This window comes from Citrobacter sp. MGH104, assembly GCF_001034485.1.
Classification (GTDB): domain Bacteria; phylum Pseudomonadota; class Gammaproteobacteria; order Enterobacterales; family Enterobacteriaceae; genus Citrobacter; species Citrobacter freundii.
In genome coordinates this window covers 1,384,034-1,406,569 of sequence record NZ_KQ089818.1, presented here as the reverse complement: position 1 = coordinate 1,406,569, position 22,536 = coordinate 1,384,034, and the positions used below count along the sequence as shown (strand labels likewise).

Annotated in this window: 20 protein-coding genes and 4 tRNA genes; 15 read left to right on the top strand and 9 right to left on the bottom strand. The window is 52.1% G+C overall.

The annotated features are described in order from the left end of the window. Positions 1–54: 54 nt before the first annotated feature. The 15 genes from mltB to SK34_RS06485 all read left to right on the top strand — a co-directional run bounded on the left by mltB (position 55) and on the right by SK34_RS06485 (position 12,928). Positions 55–1,134, top strand: a complete 1,080-nt coding sequence (gene mltB, locus SK34_RS06555; RefSeq protein WP_003037336.1) for a lytic murein transglycosylase B — start codon at positions 55–57, stop codon at positions 1,132–1,134. 192 nt (positions 1,135–1,326) lie between these two features. Further along, positions 1,327–1,824 carry a nicotinamide-nucleotide amidase gene (gene pncC / locus SK34_RS06550; protein ID WP_003037333.1) on the top strand — a complete coding sequence of 166 codons (498 nt, stop codon included), beginning with the start codon at positions 1,327–1,329 and terminating at the stop codon, positions 1,822–1,824. Between the two features lie 92 nt (positions 1,825–1,916). Further along, complete coding sequence (recA, locus tag SK34_RS06545) at positions 1,917–2,981, top strand: recombinase RecA (RefSeq protein ID WP_003037330.1); 1,065 nt, start codon at positions 1,917–1,919, stop codon at positions 2,979–2,981. A gap of 86 nt (positions 2,982–3,067) precedes the next feature. Continuing rightward, positions 3,068–3,568 (top strand): recombination regulator RecX, encoded by a 501-nt coding sequence (gene recX / locus SK34_RS06540; RefSeq protein ID WP_003037326.1) that lies wholly within the window; start codon positions 3,068–3,070, stop codon positions 3,566–3,568. 128 nt (positions 3,569–3,696) lie between these two features. Further along, positions 3,697–6,324 (top strand): alanine--tRNA ligase, encoded by a 2,628-nt coding sequence (alaS, locus tag SK34_RS06535; protein WP_048232666.1) that lies wholly within the window; start codon positions 3,697–3,699, stop codon positions 6,322–6,324. A 237-nt stretch (positions 6,325–6,561) separates the two neighbouring features. Further along, complete coding sequence (gene csrA / locus SK34_RS06530) at positions 6,562–6,747, top strand: carbon storage regulator CsrA (RefSeq protein ID WP_000906486.1); 186 nt, start codon at positions 6,562–6,564, stop codon at positions 6,745–6,747. Positions 6,748–7,088: 341 nt separating this feature from the next. Next, a tRNA-Ser gene (locus tag SK34_RS06525) sits at positions 7,089–7,181 on the top strand. Between the two features lie 3 nt (positions 7,182–7,184). Continuing rightward, positions 7,185–7,261 (top strand) — tRNA-Arg (locus tag SK34_RS06520). A 90-nt stretch (positions 7,262–7,351) separates the two neighbouring features. Beyond that, positions 7,352–7,428 (top strand) — tRNA-Arg (locus SK34_RS06515). 171 nt (positions 7,429–7,599) lie between these two features. After that, a tRNA-Arg gene (locus tag SK34_RS06510) sits at positions 7,600–7,676 on the top strand. A 247-nt stretch (positions 7,677–7,923) separates the two neighbouring features. Further along, positions 7,924–8,490 carry a fructose-1-phosphate/6-phosphogluconate phosphatase gene (yqaB, locus tag SK34_RS06505; RefSeq protein ID WP_016150874.1) on the top strand — a complete coding sequence of 189 codons (567 nt, stop codon included), beginning with the start codon at positions 7,924–7,926 and terminating at the stop codon, positions 8,488–8,490. Beyond that, on the top strand, positions 8,487–8,915 hold the full coding sequence (locus SK34_RS06500; RefSeq protein WP_003037317.1) for a YqaA family protein: 429 nt from the start codon (positions 8,487–8,489) through the stop codon (positions 8,913–8,915). Before yqaB ends, SK34_RS06500 begins: the two co-directional genes overlap by 4 nt. A gap of 77 nt (positions 8,916–8,992) precedes the next feature. Then, positions 8,993–10,549 carry a glutamate--cysteine ligase gene (gshA, locus tag SK34_RS06495; RefSeq protein WP_003037314.1) on the top strand — a complete coding sequence of 519 codons (1,557 nt, stop codon included), beginning with the start codon at positions 8,993–8,995 and terminating at the stop codon, positions 10,547–10,549. Between the two features lie 149 nt (positions 10,550–10,698). After that, positions 10,699–11,214: an S-ribosylhomocysteine lyase gene (luxS, locus tag SK34_RS06490; protein ID WP_003037312.1), complete on the top strand. Its 516-nt coding sequence runs from the start codon at positions 10,699–10,701 to the stop codon at positions 11,212–11,214. 346 nt (positions 11,215–11,560) lie between these two features. Continuing rightward, on the top strand, positions 11,561–12,928 hold the full coding sequence (locus SK34_RS06485; protein ID WP_048232664.1) for a carbohydrate porin: 1,368 nt from the start codon (positions 11,561–11,563) through the stop codon (positions 12,926–12,928). Between the two features lie 48 nt (positions 12,929–12,976). On the opposite strand, the gene emrB is transcribed toward SK34_RS06485, so the two are convergent. From emrB to proV, 9 genes are all read right to left on the bottom strand, one after another. Then, positions 12,977–14,515 (bottom strand): multidrug efflux MFS transporter permease subunit EmrB, encoded by a 1,539-nt coding sequence (gene emrB / locus SK34_RS06480; RefSeq protein WP_003037306.1) that lies wholly within the window; start codon positions 14,513–14,515, stop codon positions 12,977–12,979. 16 nt (positions 14,516–14,531) lie between these two features. After that, a complete protein-coding gene (gene emrA, locus SK34_RS06475) occupies positions 14,532–15,704 on the bottom strand; it encodes a multidrug efflux MFS transporter periplasmic adaptor subunit EmrA (RefSeq protein ID WP_003037303.1) in 1,173 nt (390 codons plus the stop codon). A gap of 130 nt (positions 15,705–15,834) precedes the next feature. Then, entirely contained in the window at positions 15,835–16,365 is a 531-nt protein-coding gene (gene emrR / locus SK34_RS06470) for a multidrug efflux transporter EmrAB transcriptional repressor EmrR (protein WP_003037300.1), read from the bottom strand. 90 nt (positions 16,366–16,455) lie between these two features. Beyond that, a complete protein-coding gene (gene ygaH, locus SK34_RS06465; RefSeq protein ID WP_003037297.1) occupies positions 16,456–16,791 on the bottom strand; it encodes an L-valine transporter subunit YgaH in 336 nt (111 codons plus the stop codon). Further along, a complete protein-coding gene (locus SK34_RS06460) occupies positions 16,781–17,518 on the bottom strand; it encodes an AzlC family ABC transporter permease (protein ID WP_016150871.1) in 738 nt (245 codons plus the stop codon). Before SK34_RS06460 ends, ygaH begins: the two co-directional genes overlap by 11 nt. Positions 17,519–17,640: 122 nt before the next feature. Further along, positions 17,641–18,825, bottom strand: coding sequence for an MFS transporter (locus tag SK34_RS06455; protein ID WP_044713351.1), 1,185 nt, complete (start codon positions 18,823–18,825; stop codon positions 17,641–17,643). 190 nt (positions 18,826–19,015) lie between these two features. After that, entirely contained in the window at positions 19,016–20,011 is a 996-nt protein-coding gene (gene proX, locus SK34_RS06450) for a glycine betaine/L-proline ABC transporter substrate-binding protein ProX (RefSeq protein ID WP_043017315.1), read from the bottom strand. 68 nt (positions 20,012–20,079) lie between these two features. After that, entirely contained in the window at positions 20,080–21,144 is a 1,065-nt protein-coding gene (gene proW, locus SK34_RS06445) for a glycine betaine/L-proline ABC transporter permease ProW (RefSeq protein ID WP_003037285.1), read from the bottom strand. After that, positions 21,137–22,339: a glycine betaine/L-proline ABC transporter ATP-binding protein ProV gene (gene proV, locus SK34_RS06440; RefSeq protein WP_003037282.1), complete on the bottom strand. Its 1,203-nt coding sequence runs from the start codon at positions 22,337–22,339 to the stop codon at positions 21,137–21,139. Before proV ends, proW begins: the two co-directional genes overlap by 8 nt. Between the last annotated feature and the right edge of the window lie 197 nt (positions 22,340–22,536).

The following is a 22,536-nucleotide window of genomic DNA, read 5'->3' as shown; positions in this document are numbered from 1 at the left end:
CGGAGGATGCTTTACCATACTTCTCCCAGGCTGAATTTGTTTAATGGATGTCTCATGTTCAAGCGTCGTTATGTAGCGTTACTCCCCCTTTTCGTACTGCTCGCTGCCTGTAGCAGCAAACCTAAACCTTCAGAGACTCAAACGACTACGGGTGCGCCATCCGGCGGCTTCCTGCTTGAGCCACAGCACAACGTCATGCAAACGGGCGGCGATTTTGCCAATAATCCGAACGCGCAGCAGTTCATCGAGAAAATGGTGAACAAGCACGGCTTTGACCGCCAGCAGCTGCAGGAGATCCTGTCGCAGGCCAAGCGTCTGGACTCGGTATTGCGTTTGATGGACCGCCAGGCACCGACGACTCAACCGCCAGCCGGACCTAACGGCGCATGGCTGCGCTATCGCAAACAGTTCATCACACCTGACAACGTGCAAAACGGCGTGGCTTTCTGGAATCAATATGAAGATGCGCTGAACCGTGCGTGGCAGGTCTACGGAGTTCCGCCGGAAATTATTGTCGGTATTATTGGCGTAGAGACTCGCTGGGGCCGCGTGATGGGTAAAACGCGGATTCTGGATGCGCTGGCGACGCTGTCGTTTAACTATCCTCGTCGTGCGGAATACTTCTCTGGTGAACTGGAAACCTTCCTGCTGATGGCGCGAGATGAAAGCGACGATCCGCTCGATTTGAAAGGTTCTTTCGCGGGGGCAATGGGCTACGGCCAGTTTATGCCGTCTTCCTATAAACAATATGCCGTTGATTTCAATGGTGATGGACACATTAACCTGTGGGATCCGGTTGATGCCATCGGTAGTGTGGCGAACTACTTCAAGGGCCACGGCTGGGTGAAAGGCGATACGGTCGCGGTTCCGGCAAATGGTCAGGCACCTGGGCTTGCGAACGGCTTTAAAACCCAGTACAGCATTTCTCAGCTTGCTGCCGCGGGTCTGACGCCGCAGCAGTCGTTGGGGAATCATCAGCAGGCCAGCCTGCTGCGCCTGGATATTGGCACGGGTTATCAGTACTGGTACGGACTGCCGAACTTCTACACGATTACCCGCTATAACCACAGCACGCATTACGCGATGGCAGTCTGGCAGTTAGGTCAGGCGGTGGCGCTGGCGCGCGTACAGTAATCGCTCCACCGGCCTACCGGAAGATATCTCTGGTAGGCCGGATAAGATGTCCTGGCATCGCTATCCGGCAGGCCTTATTTGTGCAACGGAGCAATTTTTGGAATCCCCCTCGTAAAACGTTCTCCCCATCCCCACATTGGTCATGAAAGTGCTATCTTGTCCGGCATATTTTTTTAACTGACAGAGGCTGAAATGACCGACAGTGAACTGATGCAGTTAAGCGAGCAGGTTGGCCTGGCGCTGAAAGCGCGCGGGGCAACCGTGACGACGGCGGAATCCTGCACCGGCGGCTGGGTAGCCAAAGCGATTACGGATATTGCCGGAAGCTCCGCCTGGTTTGAACGCGGGTTTGTGACCTACAGCAATGAAGCCAAAGCGCAGATGATTGGCGTGCGCGAAGAGACGCTGGCCCAACATGGCGCGGTGAGTGAGCCTGTGGTGGTGGAGATGGCGATAGGCGCGTTAAAAGCCGCCCGCGCGCATTTCGCTGTTTCGATAAGCGGTATTGCGGGGCCGGATGGCGGTAGCGAAGAAAAACCTGTGGGAACGGTATGGTTTGCCTTTGCCAGCGCGAGCGGCGAGGGGATTACCCGCCGGGAATGCTTTAGCGGCGATCGCGATGCGGTCCGTCGACAGGCGACCGCCTACGCGTTACAAACCCTGTGGCAACAATTTCTACAAAATACTTGATACTGTATGAGCATACAGTATAATTGCCTCAACAGAACATTATCTATCACGTTTCGCGGTTTAACCCGAAAGCGGCATGACAGGAGTAATTAATGGCTATCGACGAAAACAAACAGAAAGCGTTGGCGGCAGCGCTGGGTCAGATCGAAAAGCAATTCGGTAAAGGCTCCATCATGCGCCTGGGTGAAGACCGTTCCATGGATGTGGAAACTATCTCCACCGGTTCGCTTTCTCTGGATATCGCATTGGGCGCGGGCGGTTTGCCAATGGGCCGTATCGTCGAAATCTACGGGCCTGAATCCTCCGGTAAAACAACGCTGACCCTGCAGGTTATTGCCGCTGCGCAGCGTGAAGGTAAAACCTGTGCATTTATCGATGCAGAACACGCACTGGACCCGGTCTATGCCCGTAAGCTTGGCGTTGATATCGATAACCTGCTGTGTTCTCAGCCGGATACCGGTGAACAAGCGCTGGAAATCTGTGATGCACTGGCGCGCTCCGGTGCGGTTGACGTTATCGTTGTCGACTCCGTTGCCGCATTGACGCCGAAGGCAGAAATCGAAGGCGAGATTGGCGACTCTCACATGGGCCTTGCGGCGCGTATGATGAGCCAGGCAATGCGTAAGCTGGCCGGTAACCTGAAGCAGTCCAACACGCTGCTGATTTTCATCAACCAGATCCGTATGAAGATTGGCGTTATGTTCGGTAATCCGGAAACCACCACCGGTGGTAACGCCCTGAAATTCTATGCGTCTGTTCGTCTGGATATCCGTCGTATTGGTGCGGTGAAAGAAGGTGACAACGTGGTTGGCAGCGAAACCCGCGTTAAGGTTGTGAAAAATAAAATTGCAGCGCCGTTCAAACAGGCTGAATTCCAAATCCTTTACGGTGAAGGCATCAACTTCTACGGCGAACTGGTTGACCTGGGCGTGAAAGAGAAGCTGATTGAAAAAGCTGGTGCATGGTACAGCTACAACGGTGAGAAAATCGGTCAGGGTAAAGCGAATGCGACCAACTGGCTGAAAGAAAACCCGGCAACTGCGAAAGAAATTGAGAAGAAATTACGTGAGCTACTGCTCAATAACCAGGATTCAACGCCTGATTTCTCCGTTGATGACAGCGGCGAAGACGTAAAAGAAACGAACGAAGATTTCTGATAATCTGTTTTGAATCGCATGTTTTGAATCGCATATAGTAAAGGGCTGCATATCATGCAGCCCTTTTTCATTTCTGAAGGCTTACTATGACAGAAGCAACTTCCCGCCGTTCCGCTTATTCCCGACTGCTTGACCGCGCCGTACGTATTCTGGCGATGCGCGATCACAGCGAGCAGGAACTGCGGCGCAAGCTGGCCGCTCCGGTGATGGGGAAAAATGGACCAGAAGAAATTGATGCCACGCCGGAGGATTACGACAAGGTCATCGCCTGGTGTATTGAAAGTCGTTATCTGGATGATGATCGCTTCGTGCAGCAGTTTATCGCCAGCCGTAGCCGCAAAGGTTATGGACCTGCCCGGGTGCGCCAGGAATTAAACCAAAAAGGGATCACGCGTGAAGCTATCGAGCGGGCCATGCGTGAATGCGAAATTGACTGGGCAGTGCTTGCGCGTGAGCAGGCCATTCGGAAGTACGGTGAACCTTTACCTGTCGATTTTTCAGATAAGGTAAAGGTCCAGCGTTTTTTGCTCTATCGCGGCTATCTGATGGAAGATATTCAGGCAATATGGCGAAATTTTGACGATTGACCGCATACGGGATTTTACTTCCCAGTAAAGAAAACTTATCTTATTCCCACTTTTCGATTGCCAGAGGCGCAGTTTGCTTGCCGATGCTGGTAATGACATTTCGTTAGCTTGATTTCTTCAGGATAATTATGAGCAAGAGCACCGCTGAGATCCGTCAGGCGTTTCTCGATTTTTTCCATAGTAAAGGACACCAGGTAGTTGCCAGCAGCTCCCTGGTACCGAACAATGACCCTACTTTGTTGTTTACCAACGCCGGGATGAACCAGTTCAAGGATGTTTTCCTTGGCCTCGACAAGCGTAATTATTCCCGCGCAACCACCTCGCAGCGTTGTGTACGTGCGGGTGGTAAGCACAATGACCTGGAAAACGTCGGTTACACTGCACGTCACCACACTTTCTTCGAAATGCTGGGCAACTTCAGCTTCGGCGATTACTTCAAACACGATGCTATTCAATATGCATGGGAACTGCTGACCGGTGAAAACTGGTTTGCCCTGCCAAAAGAGCGTCTGTGGGTCACCGTCTATGAAACTGACGATGAAGCCTATGAAATCTGGGAAAAAGAAGTCGGTATTCCGCGCGAACGTATCATCCGCATCGGTGATAACAAAGGTGCGGCTTATGCTTCCGACAACTTCTGGCAGATGGGTGATACCGGTCCTTGTGGTCCATGCACCGAAATTTTCTACGACCACGGCGACCATATCTGGGGTGGGCCTCCGGGAAGCGCAGAAGAAGATGGCGATCGCTACATTGAGATTTGGAACATCGTCTTCATGCAGTTCAACCGTCAGGCTGACGGCACCATGGAACCGCTGCCGAAACCGTCCGTGGATACCGGTATGGGTCTGGAGCGTATTGCGGCCGTGCTGCAACACGTTAACTCCAACTATGAAATCGACCTGTTCCGTTCACTGATTGAGTCCGTGGCGAAAGTCACCGGCGCGATCGATCTGAGCAACAAGTCGCTGCGCGTTATCGCCGACCATATCCGTTCCTGTGCGTTCCTGATTGCCGATGGCGTTGTGCCGTCGAATGAAAACCGTGGCTATGTGCTGCGCCGTATCATTCGTCGCGCGGTACGTCATGGCAACATGCTAGGCGCGAAGGATACCTTCTTCTACAAGCTGGTTGGTCCGTTGGTGGACGTCATGGGCTCTGCTGGTGAAGAACTGAAGCGTCAGCAGGCTATGGTTGAGCAGGTTCTGAAAACCGAAGAAGAGCAGTTTGCACGTACTCTGGAGCGTGGTCTGGCGCTGCTGGATGAAGAACTGGCAAAACTGTCTGGCGATACGCTGGACGGCGAAACCGCATTCCGTCTGTATGACACTTACGGTTTCCCGGTTGACCTGACGGCAGACGTTTGCCGCGAGCGTAACATCAAGGTTGATGAAGCTGGCTTTGAAGCTGCAATGGAAGAACAGCGCCGTCGTGCGCGTGAAGCCAGCGGTTTTGGCGCAGACTACAATGCAATGATTCGTGTTGATGGCGCCTCTGAATTTAAAGGCTACGAGCACCTGGAACTGAACGGCAAAGTCACCGCGCTGTTTGTTGATGGTAAAGCGGTAGACGCAATTAACGCAGGTCAGGACGCTGTTGTCGTACTGGATCAGACGCCGTTCTATGCGGAGTCTGGTGGTCAGGTTGGCGATAAGGGTGAACTGAAAGGCGCAGGTTTTGCGTTTGCCGTTAGCGACACACAGAAATATGGCCAGGCCATTGGTCACATTGGCAAGCTGTCTGCGGGTTCTCTGAAAATTGGTGATGCAGTACAGGCTGATGTGGATGAAGCACGTCGTGCGCGTATTCGCCTGAACCACTCCGCAACGCATCTGATGCACGCGGCGCTGCGCCAGGTTCTGGGCACACATGTGGCACAGAAAGGCTCGCTGGTTAACGATAAACTGCTGCGCTTCGACTTCTCTCATACCGAAGCGATGAAGCCTGCTGAAATCCGTGCTGTTGAAGATCTGGTGAATGCGCAAATCCGTCGCAACTTGCCGATTGAAACGAACATCATGGATCTCGAAGCGGCAAAAGCCAAAGGCGCAATGGCGCTGTTTGGCGAGAAATATGACGACCATGTGCGCGTTCTGAGCATGGGTGATTTCTCTACCGAACTGTGTGGCGGTACTCACGCCAGCCGTACGGGTGATATCGGTCTGTTCCGCATAGTGTCCGAGTCAGGTACTGCGGCAGGCGTTCGTCGTATCGAAGCGGTAACCGGTGAAGGCGCTATCCAAACCGTGCATGCTGAGAGCGATCGCTTAAGCGATGTTGCGCAGCTGCTGAAAGGCGATAGCCAGAATATCGCTGACAAAGTTCGTTCCGTGCTGGAGCGTACACGTCAACTGGAAAAAGAATTGCAGCAATTGAAGGAACAGGCTGCGGCGCAGGAGAGTGCAAATCTTTCCAGCAAAGCGGTTGATATCAACGGTGTGAAGCTGCTGGTCAGTGAACTCGCGGACGTTGAGCCGAAAATGTTGCGTACCATGGTTGATGATCTGAAAAATCAACTGGGGTCTACCGTTATCGTTCTGGCAACGGTAGTGGAAGGTAAGGTTTCTCTGATTGCGGGTGTGTCTAAGGACGTGACAGATCGCGTGAAAGCAGGGGAACTGGTTGGAATGGTCGCTCAGCAGGTCGGCGGTAAGGGTGGCGGTCGTCCGGACATGGCGCAAGCCGGTGGTACGGATGCAGCGGCTCTGCCTGCAGCGTTAGCCAGTGTGAAAGGCTGGGTCAGCGCAAAACTGTAATAACTATAAGCGTCAGCGCATGCCGAAACCCTAAGTTACGGCATGCGAATCAACGCTATCGACAATGATAAAGTCAGGTTGAAGTTGTGTATATCGGCTAAACTTAGGTTTAACAGAATGTGATGCCGTGACTGCTTACACTTAGGTGTTTGTCATCGCTTACTTTTTGGCGTTATATGATGGATAATGCCGGGATACAGAGAGACCCGACTCTTTTAATCTTTCAAGGAGCAAAGAATGCTGATTCTGACTCGTCGAGTTGGTGAGACCCTCATGATAGGCGATGAGGTCACCGTGACAGTTTTAGGGGTGAAGGGCAACCAGGTGCGCATTGGCGTAAACGCCCCGAAAGAAGTTTCTGTCCATCGTGAAGAGATCTACCAGCGTATCCAGGCTGAAAAATCCCAGCAGTCCAGTTACTAAGGTTTTCGCGTCTCACCTTTCTGGTGAGGCGCAACCTGATTGAGTCACCCTTTTTCTTCTCTTCTCTTTTCTTCTTCGTCCTCCCCATTTTTTCGATTCTACTGGGCGTAATGCCTTTCCCGACGAAGTTTCCGTTTGTTCACTGCTTCAGGAAATTGCCAATTTATCTGTTGATAAAACACTCTTTTTGCCGTTTTTGCAGACTAATTGCGCGTGAAATGTGCAAACGATAAAAGCTCTGGAAAAATTGTTTGACTTATAAGTCCCAGAAAGTAATATGTGCGCCACGCAGCGACGATGAGCAGAAACAAGTTCTTCGAAGCACTCGCAAGAGGCGTGTTGGTGAGGTGGCCGAGAGGCTGAAGGCGCTCCCCTGCTAAGGGAGTATGCGGTCAAAAGCTGCATCCGGGGTTCGAATCCCCGCCTCACCGCCATTTGCATCCGTAGCTCAGCTGGATAGAGTACTCGGCTACGAACCGAGCGGTCGGAGGTTCGAATCCTCCCGGATGCACCATCTTCTCTGCAATAACGCATTAGCGTTGTTACGGAAATCGATATCACTTTAGCAGCGATATCAAATCTGCAGTAAGTAAGTTTTCCTGATGCATCCGTAGCTCAGCTGGATAGAGTACTCGGCTACGAACCGAGCGGTCGGAGGTTCGAATCCTCCCGGATGCACCATATTCTCCGAGATAACAGCAAAACTGTTGTTTCATGGTCTGTGAGATAATCGCGAGCACCAGGGAGGATAACGTTGCTTCAGCAACGGCCCGCAGGGCGAGGCGCAGCCGAGTAATCCTCCCGGATGCACCATCTTCTTCGCAGTATCAGTAGTAATCAGCAATTCCCGATGCATCCGTAGCTCAGCTGGATAGAGTACTCGGCTACGAACCGAGCGGTCGGAGGTTCGAATCCTCCCGGATGCACCATCTTCTCCGAGATAGCAGCAAAACTGTTGTTTCATGGTCTGCGAGATAATCGCGAGCACCAGGAAGGATAACGTTGCTCCAGCAACGGCCCGCAGGGCGAACGCTAGTGAGTCATCCTCCCGGATGCACCATCTCCCCCTTTAAATTATTTCCACATACTCTCTGAACCCCCCTCAATTCGCTGTCAGCGACAAAATCAATCAATTACGATAAAATAACGTCTGGTCATTCGGCTTGTGAGAAGACGATGTACGAACGTTATGCGGGTTTGATTTTTGATATGGATGGCACCATCCTGGATACTGAGCCAACGCACCGTAAGGCGTGGCATGAGGTATTGGGGCATTATGGGCTGCGGTTTGATGAACAAGCCATGGTCGCCCTCAACGGCTCCCCAACGTGGCGTATTGCCCAGTCGGTAATTGAATTGAATCATGCCGATCTTGACCCCCATGCCTTAGCGCGCGAGAAAACTGACAAAGTGAAAAGCATGTTGCTGGATAGCGTCCAGCCTCTGCCGTTGGTTGACGTCGTGAAAGCCTGGCATGGGCGTCGGCCTATGGCGGTAGGAACGGGGAGTGAAAGCGCAATTGCAGAAGCGCTGCTCGCTCACCTTGGACTGCGTCGCTATTTTGATGCTGTCGTCGCAGCCGATCACGTACAACGCCACAAACCTGCTCCTGATACGTTTTTGCTTTGTGCCGAACGTATGGGGGTTATTCCGGTTCGTTGCGTCGTGTTTGAAGATGCCGATTTTGGAATACAGGCGGCGCACGCTGCGGGAATGGACGCCGTGGATGTCCGGTTATTGTGAGTGATGGACTGTCGCTCCTGTCACTGTTTGCCAGCAGTTTTCTCAGCGCCACGCTATTACCCGGTAATTCTGAAGTCGTTTTAGTTGCTTTGCTGGTCTCCGGGATAAGTCATCCCTGGGTCTTAGTCTTAACAGCAACAATGGGTAATAGCCTTGGAGGGTTAACTAACGTTATCCTTGGGCGTTTCTTTCCTTTGCGTAAAACATCGCGCTGGCAAGAAAAAGCCACTGGCTGGCTGCAGCGCTATGGCGCTGTCACACTATTATTAAGCTGGATGCCGGTTGTAGGTGATTTATTGTGCCTGTTAGCCGGGTGGATGCGCATCTCGTGGGGTCCAGTTCTCTTTTTCTTATGCCTTGGCAAGGCGCTGCGCTATGTTGTTGTCGCAGCGGTTACGACGCAAGGCATTATGTGGTGGCACTAATTGTGTTGTGAGATAGCCTTCAGGGTAACCAATACCATTATGCTAATTAAAACGATTTTGACAGGCGGGAGGTCAATTTGATCCCGGACGTATCACAGGCGCTGGCCTGGCTGGAAAACCATCCTCAGGCGTTAAAGGGGATTCAACGTGGTCTGGAGCGCGAAACGCTGCGTGTTAATGCAGATGGGTCATTAGCAACGACAGGCCATCCTGAGGTGTTAGGCTCAGCGCTAACGCATAAATGGATAACTACTGACTTTGCCGAAGCGCTGCTGGAATTTATCACTCCGCCAGGCGATGACATTGAGAAAATGCTCACATTCATGCGCGACCTGCATCGTTATACCGCCAGAAACCTGGGCGACGAGCGTATGTGGCCGTTGAGCATGCCTTGCTATATTGCCGAAGGCCAGGATATCGAACTGGCGCAGTACGGCACGTCGAACACCGGTCGCCTGAAGACGCTGTACCGTGAAGGCCTTAAAAACCGTTACGGTGCATTGATGCAGACAATCTCAGGCGTACACTACAACTTCTCGCTGCCAATGGCTTTCTGGCAGGCGAAGTGCGGCGTAACCGAAGGCGAAGATGCTAAAGAGAAGATCTCCGCGGGCTACTTCCGTCTGATCCGCAACTACTACCGTTTTGGTTGGGTGATCCCGTATCTGTTTGGCGCCTCTCCGGCCATTTGTTCCTCATTCCTGCAAGGAAAACCAACAACCCTGCCGTTTGAAAAAACCGACTGCGGGATGTACTACCTGCCGTACGCGACCTCGTTGCGTCTGAGTGATTTGGGCTATACCAATAAGTCGCAAAGCAATCTTGGAATTACGTTTAACGATTTGCATGAGTATGTGGCAGGATTAAAGCGCGCGATTAAGACTCCTTCCGAGGAGTACGCGGCGATCGGTCTGGAGAAAGACGGTAAGCGTCTGCAAATCAACAGCAACGTTCTGCAGATTGAAAATGAGCTGTATGCGCCTATCCGCCCGAAACGCGTTACTCGTCGTGGTGAAACACCATCTGATGCGCTTCTGCGTGGCGGTATCGAGTACATCGAAGTACGCTCGCTGGATATCAACCCGTTCTCACCGATCGGCGTGGACGAGCAGCAGGTGCGCTTCCTCGATCTGTTTATGGTCTGGTGTGCGCTGGCCGATGCCCCGGAAATGAGCAGTGATGAATTGCTGTGTACGCGTAAAAACTGGAATCGTGTGATTCTCGAAGGGCGTAAGCCTGGACTGACGTTAGGTATTGGCTGTGAAACAGCCCAGTTCCCGCTGCCTAAGGTTGGGAAAGATTTGTTCCGCGATCTGAAACGCGTGGCACAAACGCTGGACAGCATCGATGGGGGAGAGGAGTATCAGAAGGTCTGTGATGAACTGGTTGTCTGTTTTGACAATCCTGAACTGACTTTCTCTGCCCGGATCCTACGGTCTATGATTGATGAAGGCATTGGCGGCACGGGCAAAGCGCTGGGTGAGGCTTACCGAAATCTGCTACGTGAAGAGCCATTAGAAATATTGCAGGAAGCTGAATTTATTGCTGAAACCGAGGCTTCGAAGCGTCGTCAGCAGGAGATCGAAGCGGCTGATACTGAGCCGTTTAGCGTGTGGCTGGAAAAGCACGCTTGATACAAAAGAAAAAGGCCACTCGGGAGTGGCCAAAATTTCATCTCTGAAAACAGGGATGATGATAACAAATGCGCGTCTTTCATATACTCAGACTCGCCCCGGAACAAAGAGTTCAGATTATTTTTAAAAAATTTATCGGAGGTGGCTAAATGCCGTTGTTAGATAGTTTTACTGTCGATCACACCCGGATGGAAGCTCCCGCGGTCCGGGTTGCAAAAACGATGAATACCCCGCATGGCGACGCAATCACCGTGTTTGATCTGCGTTTCTGCATTCCGAACAAAGAAGTCATGCCTGAGAAAGGTATCCATACGCTGGAGCACCTGTTTGCAGGTTTTATGCGTAACCACCTGAACGGTAATGGCGTTGAGATTATTGATATCTCTCCGATGGGATGCCGTACCGGCTTCTACATGAGCCTGATTGGTACGCCGGACGAGCAGCGTGTTGCCGATGCGTGGAAAGCGGCAATGGCGGACGTGCTGAAAGTACAGGATCAGAACCAGATCCCGGAGCTGAACGTTTACCAGTGCGGTACGTATCAGATGCACTCTCTTAGCGAAGCACAGGATATCGCGCGTCATATTCTGGAGCGGGATGTACGCGTGAACAGCAATGAAGAGCTGGCGCTGCCGAAAGAGAAATTGCAGGAACTGCATATTTAGTCTTATTGATTAACTGTTCCAGTATTTAAATTAACCCCGGTTTATGTCCGGGGTTTTTTATTTCGTAATATAATCTATATCTATTATATTTACGACAGGAATATAATTTCAGTTAATTAATGGGTGACCTGTTAAATAATAAAACGTGATCTGGTAAACAGAAAATAATGGATAATTAACGATGCCAGCCCACACCGATCACATAAATCAAAAAACATAAATAATTAATAGAAAAACATAATGGAATACGCCAGGTATCCAGGTAATAAAAAGACTCTTTTCATCGCTGGTGGATGGGGTTTTTATCAAATCTTATCTGGTATACATTAAACTTTAGGGATAAAAAATGAAGGTGAAATATTTAGCGCTTGTGGTCGGCGCTTGCTTTTCGCATAACCTTTGGGCAGCAAATACCGCTATTGAACAGCGTCTTGCTGAACTGGAACAGCGCGTGATTAATGCCGAACAGCGAGCCGCAGATGCTGAATCGCAAATTCGCTCGCTGAGGCAGCAGCAGGTAGCCGCAGCGCCGACGGTGCAAGTACAATCTGCTGAACCCTCCGCCTCTACGGAAAATCCACCCAAGTTAACGCTATCCGGTTTTAGCGATATCAAGTTCTATGGCGACGTTGAGTTTAATATGGATGCGGCAAGCCGCTCTGGTAGCCTGACATCAACCAGAACTTCAGCAAATAAAGATTGGGCGCCGGGAACGAATGAACGTTGGGATATCAACGGGCGTCTGCTATTAGGGTTTGATGGCTACCAACGACTGAACAACGGTAATTTCGCCGGATTCTCAGTTCAGCCGCTGGCAGACCTGACCGGAAAAATGAATCTCGATGATGCAGTGTTCTTTTTTGGCCAGGAAAAAGACTGGCAAATTAAGGTCGGACGTTTTGAAGCGTACGATATGTTCCCGCTGAATCAGGATACGTTTATTGAATATTCAGGTAATACGGCGAATGATCTTTACAGTGATGGCTATGGCTATATTTATATGATGAAAGAGGGGCGTGGACGTAGCGACAGCGGCGGTAATTTCCTGATAAGTAAAACCATCGATAACTGGTATTTTGAAGTGAATACATTGATGGAAAATGGCAGTACGCTCTATACCGAGAAGCAGTACCACGGGATGGACTTAACCAATGATAAAAACGTGGCTTACGTGCGCCCGGTGATCGCCTGGCAAAACGGGCGTTTCTCGACGGCAGTGGCGATGGAAAGTAACGTCGTTAACAACGCCTACGGCTATTATGAGAACGGGAAGTGGATCGATCAGTCCGATCGTACGGGGTATGGTTTTACCATGACCTGGGACGGACAAAAAACCGATGCGGAAGACGGCGCGGTGATTAACCTGAATACTGCTTATATGGACGCGACCGATGAGACCGATTTTACCGCTGGGGTGAACGCGTTGTGGCATCGATTCGAACTGGGCTATATCTATGCGCATAACAACATTGACGCTTTCAATGCCACTAACCTGGAGGCCGTTTGCGAGGAAGACTGCTGGATCACCGATCCGGGCAGCTATGATATTCACACCATCCATGCCTCATACTTATTCCCTAACGTAATGAATATGAGAAACTTTAATATCTATCTCGGTGCTTATGCCTCATGGGTTGAGGCCGATCCGAACAATGGCGACAACAGCGAAGATGCACGTTACGGCGGACGCCTGAGATTCAAATATTATTTCTGATGCTGGCCACAATAAAAAAGGGATCCGCAGATCCCTTTTATCAGATAGTTAGTGCGCTCCACCGCCGCCGCCGCCCGCGCCGAAGGGCGGTTTAGCGAACCATACCAGACCAAGCAAAACCAGGAAGATCCCCGCCGACATCCAGAAGATTTCGTTGGCGGAAATAATCAGACCCTGATTAGTGATCTGCTGGGCTATCCACCCTGACGCCTGCTGGTGCGTCATCCCTAAATCCTGCAGCTTGTCGTACATTGCCTGAGCATTTGGGTTGTAGGGGTTAACGGATTCCGTCAATTGCGCATGGTGCAGCGACTCACGGTTAGTCCACATCGTTGTTGTAATCGATGTACCAATAGAGCCGGCCAGCGTTCGCGTAAAGTTAGACAAGCTCGATGCAGCCGCCAGACGCTCAGGCGGTAAACCGGACAGCGTAATGGTCGTCAGCGGCATAAAGAAGCAGGCTACTGCGAACCCCTGAATAAACTGCGGCCAGGCCGATGCGCCAAAGTCCATACCCGGCTCGAACGTCCACGCACGCCAGTAGAAACAGACTGCGTACATAATAAAACTGAACGTCACCAGCCGACGCATATCCAGCTTGTGCGCAAAGCGGCCGATAATTGGCGACAGGATCACCGGAATAATCCCTACCGGCGCTGACGCCAGACCGGCCCAGGTTGCCGTATAGCCGTATACCTCCTGCAACAGCTGCGGCAGCAGGACGATTGCGCCGAAGTAGAGCATATAGGCCAGGCTAATACACAGGCAGCCGATGGTAAAGTTGCGCGACTTAAACAGCGAGAGATCGACAATCGGGTGCTCGTCGGTAAGCTCCCAGACGATCAGGAAGCTGATAGCAACCACTGCGACCACCGTCAGGATGATAATCTCCTGCGAGGCGAACCAGTCCAGCTCTTTGCCGCGGTCGAGCATAATCTGCAAACTGCCGATACCGATGACCAGCAGTGCCAGACCAATGGCGTCAATGCGCCGCTGCTCGGTTTTGGTTTCCCGACCGCGCAGGGTTTGCAGGGTCATCAATACCACCGCAGCTCCGATTGGCACGTTGATAAAAAATATCCAGCCCCAGTGATAGTTGTCGCTGATATAGCCCCCAAGAATTGGGCCACATATCGGGGCAACAATCACCGTCATCGACCATAGCGCGAGGGCGATGGAACGCTTGGCGGGTGGATAGTTATTCAGCAACAGGCTCTGTGACAGCGGAATTAATGGACCGGCGACAATACCCTGGATTACGCGGAAGAAAATCAGCATGTTCAGGCTGGTGGACATCCCGCATGCCCATGACGCAATGACGAAGGCGATAGTTGACCACATAAAGAGTCTTACTTCGCCAAAGCGTTTTGCCAGCCAGCCGGTGATCGGAATAGAGATAGCGTTCGCTACCCCGAATGAGGTGATCACCCAGGTTCCCTGGCTCAATGAAGAGCCGAGGTTCCCGGCGATAGTGGGGATCGCCACGTTAGCAATGGTGGAGTCCAGCACCTGCATGAATGTCGCCAGGGACAGCGCGATCGTCATTATGACGAGCTGCGCGCCTTCCAGCGGTTTTTGCTGTTGCATCACACGCACCTTTGAATTAGCCCGCGTTGGCCCGCACGATCTCTTCGATCATCTTATTGACCGGAGCAAGGTCGATTTCACGTGCATTACTTTCTGATACCGGCGTGGTGCGGACCTGGCTTGCCAGAATTTGTCCGTCACGATTGGAGGTATCGACTGTAACCAGCGTAGACAAACCGATCCGCAGAGGATGCTGTGCCAGTTGCTGCGCATCCAGTTCGATACGCACCGGCAGACGCTGGACGACTTTGATCCAGTTCCCGGTCGCGTTTTGTGCTGGCAGCAAGGAGAAGGCGCTGCCCGTTCCCATATCGAGGCCGACAACTTTACCGGTATATTTCACGTCATCGCCATAAATATCGCTGACAACCGTCGCGGGTTGACCAATACGAATGTGGGCGAGCTGTGTTTCTTTGAAGTTGGCATCCACCCACAGGTTGGTGGCCGGAACAACCGCCATTAACGGCGTGGTTGGGCTAATCTGCGCACCAGGCTGTACGGCGCGACGGGATACATAACCGGTCATTGGGCTGACAATTCTGGTACGTTCCAGCGCCAGCCAGGCATCGCGCACTTCGGTGGCGGCCTGTTGTACGGCGGGTTGATCTTCCAGCTTGCTGCCGAGAATCATTGCCTGGTTAGCATTATATTGTTGGATTGCGACATCAAGCTGAGCCTGAGCGCTGGCGACGGCATCACGCGCATGTTGCAGCTCTTCGCGGCCAATCAGGTTGGCGTTGCCCAGCGGGACTCGGCGATTAAAATCGCTTTGTGCCTGCGCCAGAGCTGTTTTCTGCACTTCAATGTTGGCCTGTAACTGCTTGCTGTTGATCATCAACTGGTGCGTCTGACGCACGCTGGAGGCCAGCGCAGTTTTGGCTTTTTCAAATGCCTGTTTGGCATCTGTCTGGTCGAGGGTGACCAGCACATCGCCTTGTTTTACAAAGTCAGTGTTATCAGCCCAGACTTTCGTCACGCTGCCTGATACCTGCGCCATGATTTGAACCTGGTTCCCTGCCACGTACGCATCGTCTGTATCTTCGTAATGACGCAGTACTAAAAACCAATAAATCCCATATGCCACGGCAATGATAATAAAGAGCAAGGTCAGAAGGAGAAGCAGACTTTTACGTTTGCCATTCTTCTTGACCGGTTGCTGCGGGGTTTGAGTCTCCGCATTTGCGCTCATGTTGTTCTCCACGATCTTCTTTTTATTCACATCGGCTGAGCCGACCTGTTTATCAGACAGGCCAGCAGTATGCGTGCTGGCCTGTCGGTTTTTTCATTTATAAATCTGGATTTCTGAGCGAGTCGACGCCTTAGCGCAGCGCTTCTAACACCGCGCCATCCTGCTCCATCTGATCAAGACGGGTCAGAAGTTTACGGGTAATTTGCTCAAGCTGATCTTTTTCGGTGGTGCTAAGAGACGACCAGAGCTGGTGCAGGCAATTATGCTGAGGCGGTAACACCTCTTGCAAAAATGCATGGCCTTTCTCGGTCAATTGCAGATGCAGACAGCGGCGATCGTTATCGCTTTCGCGACGTTCGATCCAGCCACGTTTTTCTAACTCATCCGCGATGCGGGTAGCGTTAGTACGTGACGAGCCAAGCGCACAACTCAGTTCAGAAGGCTGAATACTGTGGTTTTCCTGAGACTCCAGCGTAATCAACGCCATAAACAACGTCTCGTTAATCCCTTGAGCTTTCAGCATCTTATTGCGATTTTCCAGCAGCTTGCCCTGCATGTGCATGCATAGACGAGTCAGAAGCACTTCCTGATAAGGGAACTCTTCGTAGCGGCTGGCGCGAAATTTTAGCATTTGTTCAATGGGCGTAAACGAACTATCCATTTGGGTATAACCTCATTAATTTCAGCCGATATAGTAACGACAGTGACAAATAAAGTAAATGTATTATTAATTTAAAATGATTGTTTTTATCTATAAGACAACCAGCATTTTCCAGGCTAATCCATAGCCCAGAGCACTCAGTAACGTTGGAATGATGATGCTGCGGGTCTTATAGAAGCTTGCACCCAGTATGACAAACCCCACCAGAGTAGGCACGAACCGACGAGCGTCGTGCATCACTTCTGGCGCGGTAGACACCACCAGCAGGGCGCAAATTGATGTAATGCCAATAGTGTCGAGTAATATGCCCGTCGCGCCGCGCTTCGTCGGGCGAACATTGCCGACCCCAAGACGGAGCGGCAAATAGCGAAAACAGTAATTTACGCAGCCGACCAACAGGCCAAGTAGCAGAACTTCATAGCTCATCAGGACCTCCTTGCCAAAATGACTGGATGAGCGCCGTCAGGCATCCACAGACAATACCTGCAAGGATAGCGGCAGGGATGGAAAACAGCATGACGCCAGCCAGCGCCCCGGCCAGGGCCGCAGTCACGCAGAGCGCCTGTTTTCGTTGGAATGACGCGAGCAGGAAGCTCATAAACAGCGCCGGGAGCATGAAGCCCAGTGCCGCTTCAACCGCCGGGTAATCTTTGAGTAAACCACTGCCGGAAAACGCGCCGAGCACCGTACCAAACACCCAGGAGGCCCAGGAGCATAGCGCAATGCCGATCATCCAGTTTTCACTCCAGCGCCGGTTATCCCGTACCAGTTTCGCCGTTGCAGCGGCAAAGACTTCATCGGTAAGGCCAAAAGCCCACAGCGCGCTTTTGGGTTTACTCAGTCGCTGGGCGATCCGACTACGCAGGGAAGGGCCGTACAAAACATGACGGACATCCATGGCCATGACGGTCAGCGCGGCGACCCACAGCGAACTGCCTGCGGCGAGCATGGTGGTAATAACAAACTGGCTGGCTCCCGCATAGATAATGCAGGAGAAAAAGATGCTTTCAACCGGCGTAAAGCCAAGGCGAGTGGCATTGAGACCAAATGCAAAAGCGACCGGAATATAGCTGATAACTATTGGCAGGCTGTCTTTGAATCCTTCCGTTAACGTTGCCGAACTGGATTCAGACTGGGGTACAGGGCTTTCCATAGGGTTATAGGTTTCATTACCGAAATTAATATAACTTGGTTCAATGAGTTATAACCTTAGCAGACTGATGGGCTCCTTAACACCCTGTGGAGCCCAATCAGCGGTAAACATGCGTTATACGCTTAATTTACGGCTTCCTGACGGTGAAAACCTCGCCACCAGACCAACAGGTTGAGTATGGCAACGGTCGTACCTGCCAGACAAACGCCAGCCCACCCGGCATGCTGCCAGGCAGAGGCTGAAATCAGCGAACCTGCCGCTCCGCCAATAAAATAGCTTGTCATGTATCCGGCGGTCAGGCGATTACGCGCGTCAGGATGAATGCGATAGATAACCGTCTGGTTGGTGATGTGCACTCCCTGAACGGTGAGGTCCAACACCAGAATACCGATAATCAGCATGGGGACTGAAGCATGCCCAAACCAAATAGCAAGCCAGGAGAGCAGTAGTAACAGCAGCCCCATAGTTGTGGTCAGGTGGGATTTACCTTTATCGGCAAAACCGCCCGCCGGACGTGCGCCTAACGCCCCTGCGGCACCCGCCAGACCGAACAGACCAATCATTCCTTCCGAATAGTTAAACGGCGGCGCGGCGAGCAAAAATGCCATCGAGGTCCACAGAATACTGAAATTGGCAAAAGTCAGGCAGCCCAGCATCGCGCGGGTACGCAGCAATTTATCGTTAATAAACAGGCTGAATACGGAGCCTAACAGCTGCGGATAGTTGAGATGGGTATCGGATTTCATCTTCGGCAGGCCGCGCCACAGTGCAACCGCCATCAGCGCCATTAATACTGATGCGACCCAAAATACAGTGCGCCAGCCGCCAAGATTCGCCAGTAATCCCGCCACGGTGCGCGCCAGTAGAATACCTAGCAGCAGGCCGCTCATAATCGTGCCGACGACCTTACCGCGCTTGTCCGGTGTGGCAAGTGTTGCCGCCAGCGGAACCAAAATCTGTGCCACGACCGAGAACAGCCCGGTCAGGGCAGTACCAAGGATCAGCATACCCAGCGACTGGCTGCTGGCGGTGATCAGCATGCCACCAGCCGCTAACAGCGTCATGGAGACAATCAGCATCCGGCGTTCAAACATATCGCCGAGCGGCACTAAGAACAGCAGGCCGGCGGCGTAGCCGAGCTGGGCCGCGGTGACGATAAACCCTGCGGTACTGGCAGAGAGCGAAAAGTTGCGCGCGATGGTGTCGAGCAGCGGCTGCGCATAATAGTTACTGGCGACGGCGAGGCCGGTGGCGATAGACATTAACAGGATTAGCGAAGGGCTAAGTCCCTGAGTTGTTTTCGTCATGGTTTTCAACTGAATAATGGATTGCAGAAAACAATCATAACGGAAGTGATTAAATGTTGCTGATTTGTTGAGTGATGGATTGTGCGATTGGAGGAGGGTGGATAGGCCGGATAAGGCGCATCGCGCCACCATCCGGCATTTATGCGGTTACTGGCCTGATGGCAATACGCTCATCAGGCCTGTGAGTGGGTTATTTCTGCGCGGCCAGCGCTTCGTTCACCCAGCCGTCAAACTGCTGCTGGTGGGCTTTGATCCAGCCGTCAACGTGACCCTGCACGTCGGCTTCAGACGCTTTCCCGTCGTGCATCATTGCGTTCTGCGCGTTGATATCCGCCAGCGGCAGCTTCATTATGGCAAACAGTTTCGCCGCAGCCGGGTTTTTCTCTGCCCAGGCTTTATTGGCGACAATATGCATCGTGTTCACCGGGAAGCCGTAGTTGGCGCCGTTTGGCAGCTTGGTATCAATATCTTTCTGCTCGCCTGGCAGGGAAGAGAACGGCACCTGCAGCCAGACCACATCTTTACCCGGCTTCATTACGTCGCTGACCCAGTACGGTGTCCAGGTGTAGTAAAGAATGGGTTTACCTTCTTTGAAGCGGGTAATGGTGTCAGCCATCATTGCTGCATAGTTACCGTGGCTGACTTCGACGGTTTTTTCCAAATCGAAAGCTTTGTTCTGGTGGTTGATTACTGCTTCACAACCCCAGCCTGGTGAACAGCCCATCATATCGGCTTTTCCGTCACCGTTGGTGTCAAAGATTTTGGCGATCTTCGGATCTTTTAACTGGGCGATATTGGTGATTTTGTACTGCTCAGCGGTTTTTTTGTCGATCAGATAACCCTGTGCGGCACCCGTAACGAATACCCCCTCGCGATAAAACTTTTTGTCTCCGCCCGCCGCGGCGTACATATCATCATGCAGCGGCTGCCAGTTCACGGCGGTAAAAGTTGCATCGCCAGAGGCAATGGAGGTATAGCCGACGTTGTAGTCAACTTCGCTGGTTTTGTTAACGGTGTAACCCAGTTTCTCCAGCGCACGAGCGACTAACTGCGTCTGGAAGGATTCTTCAGAGATAGTGCTCTGGATTGGCTGTACGGTGATGCCTTTGCCCGGCAGGTCGGCAGCGAAAGTGCTGGTGGAGACAAGGGTGGCAAACGCTGTGGCAATAATAATTTTCTGTCGCATCGTTGTTCCTTAATTATTGGAGGGACGTGTAGGCCCGGTAAGCAATGCGCCACCGGGCAACGGGTGAATTACTTCGTGAAAGGGCGAGTGATAAGCCCAACGGGACCAGTGGTGTACCAGCGACGGTTGCCACGGCTACGCGAATCGCGACCAACGGCCTGTGTCAGGCGATCCAGAATGATGGCGAGGATCACAATCCCAACTCCGCCGACGGTGGCAAGCCCCATATCCAGACGACCAATTCCGCGCAGAACCATCTGACCCAGCCCGCCAACGGCAATCATCGACGCGATGACGACCATTGAGAGCGCCAGCATCAGCGTCTGGTTAACCCCAGCCATAATGGTGGGCATTGCCAGCGGGAGCTGCACTTTAAACAGCATCTGGCGCGGGCTGGCACCAAACGAACGCGAGGCTTCAATCAGATCGGCTGGCACCTGGTTAATCCCCAGAATAGTCAGACGTACGATTGGCGGCAGGGCGAAGATAATCGTCACCACTACGCCCGGGACGTTACCAATACCGAACAACATGACAATCGGCACCAGATAGACAAACGCGGGTGTGGTTTGCATGGCGTCCAGCAGCGGGCGAACAATTTTTGCTGCCCGTGGACTGCGCGCCAACCAGATCCCCATCGGCAGACCGATCACCACGCAGAACAGCAACGCGGTCAACACCAGCGCCAGGGTTATCATGGCCTGCGACCACGCGCCGATGGCACCGATGGCAATCAAGGAAATCAGCGTAGCAACGCCCATCCCAACGCCGGAAATTTGCCAGGCAATCAGCGCGAACAGGATAATCGCCACCGGGGCTGGCATACCTAACAGCAGCTGTTGAAAACCGTTGAGAATGTAATCCACCGGGACACGAATGCCCTGGAAGACTGGACGGAAATGGGTAACGACCCAGTCGATCCCCTCTGTGACCCAGCTGTCCAGCGGGATCAGCGTTTTATGGAACGGATCCATAATATTGAAATGCTCTGGTGCCGGCGCGGGGGCGCTGGTCAGCCAGTCCGCGCCACCGCCATCAGTGGGCGCACCGGATGGCGTGCTCCAGGCATCGGCAGTTTGTGCGGCGCTGTCGGCCGCTGGTGTGGTATCCCACGGATTAGTTTGATCAGCCATTGTTTACCCCCTCACGATCTAAAGCCTGTAACAGCATGCGTTTTGAAATGACGCCCACATACTGCTGTTCCTCATCAACAACCGGCACCGCGCACGGGGCCTGGCCGACATGAGAAAGCAACTCGCTGAGAGGAGTTTGTGCATCTACGGCTAACGGCTCATCGATCAATGCCGCTTCAATACCTTGCGCCTGACTTAACGCTGTTTTTAAGGAGTCGATTGAAACAACGCCAACGAATTTATTGCCGCGTTCGATCACGTAACCATATTCGCGATCTTTGTCCTGCAATAATTGCAGCGCCGAACGTGGGCCCACCCCGGGCGTTTTACGAATTAAACCTTCGGGGCTACGGCGTGAAATATCTTTCGCACTGAAGACCTGGCTAATATCAACGCCGCGGAAGAAGGTGCGTACATAATCATTGGCTGGATTATTCAGGATTTCATCCGGCGTGCCGACCTGGACCACTTCACCGTTTTGCATAATGGCAATTCTGTCGCCAATACGCATAGCTTCGTCGAGATCATGCGATATAAAGACCACGGTGCGTTGATGCTTCGCCTGTAGTTTTACCAGTTCATCCTGCATCTCAGTACGAATTAATGGATCGAGGGCTGAGAAGGCCTCATCCATTAATAAGATATCAGGGTTAATGGCTAATGCGCGGGCGAGGCCTACACGCTGGCGCATACCCCCTGAAAGTTCATCCGGGTATCCGTGAGCATAATTCTCCAGACCAACCTGACGTAGCGCATCTAACGCTTTTTCACGACGTTCATCCGCACCAACACCGGCTAATTCCATGCCGAATGCCGTATTGTCCAGCACCGTCATGTGCGGCATCAGGGCAAAGGACTGGAACACCATCGCAATCTTTTTTCTGCGCACCTCGCGAAGCTCAGCATCGGATATCCGGGCGATGTCTACGCCGTCAATCAATACCTGCCCGCGGGTGGGTTCAATCAGGCGATTGAGAAGGCGTACCATTGTGGATTTACCCGAACCGGATAATCCCATGATGACAAATATCTCGCCTTCTTCAATGGCCAGACTGGCGTTCTTAACGCCAAGCGATAGCCCCGTTTTATCCAGAATCTGCTCTTTTGAAAGTCCTTTTTCAATATATTTGAAGGCTCTCTGCGGATGCTCTCCAAATATCTTATAGAGATTTTTAACTTCTAATTTAATTGCCATGCAATAGAATGATTCCTGTTATTTGTTTATATCGATATATTACCTGATGGAAATAGTGACCTTTTTCTACCCTAACATACTGAGAATCTGAGACAACCCTGAATTTGGTTGTGGCATGAATATTGCCAAAGGCCAGGTGGCGGGACTTCCCGTGATATAAGGGCTGAGCGCGAATGTGAGCGGCTTAATATTTTTTG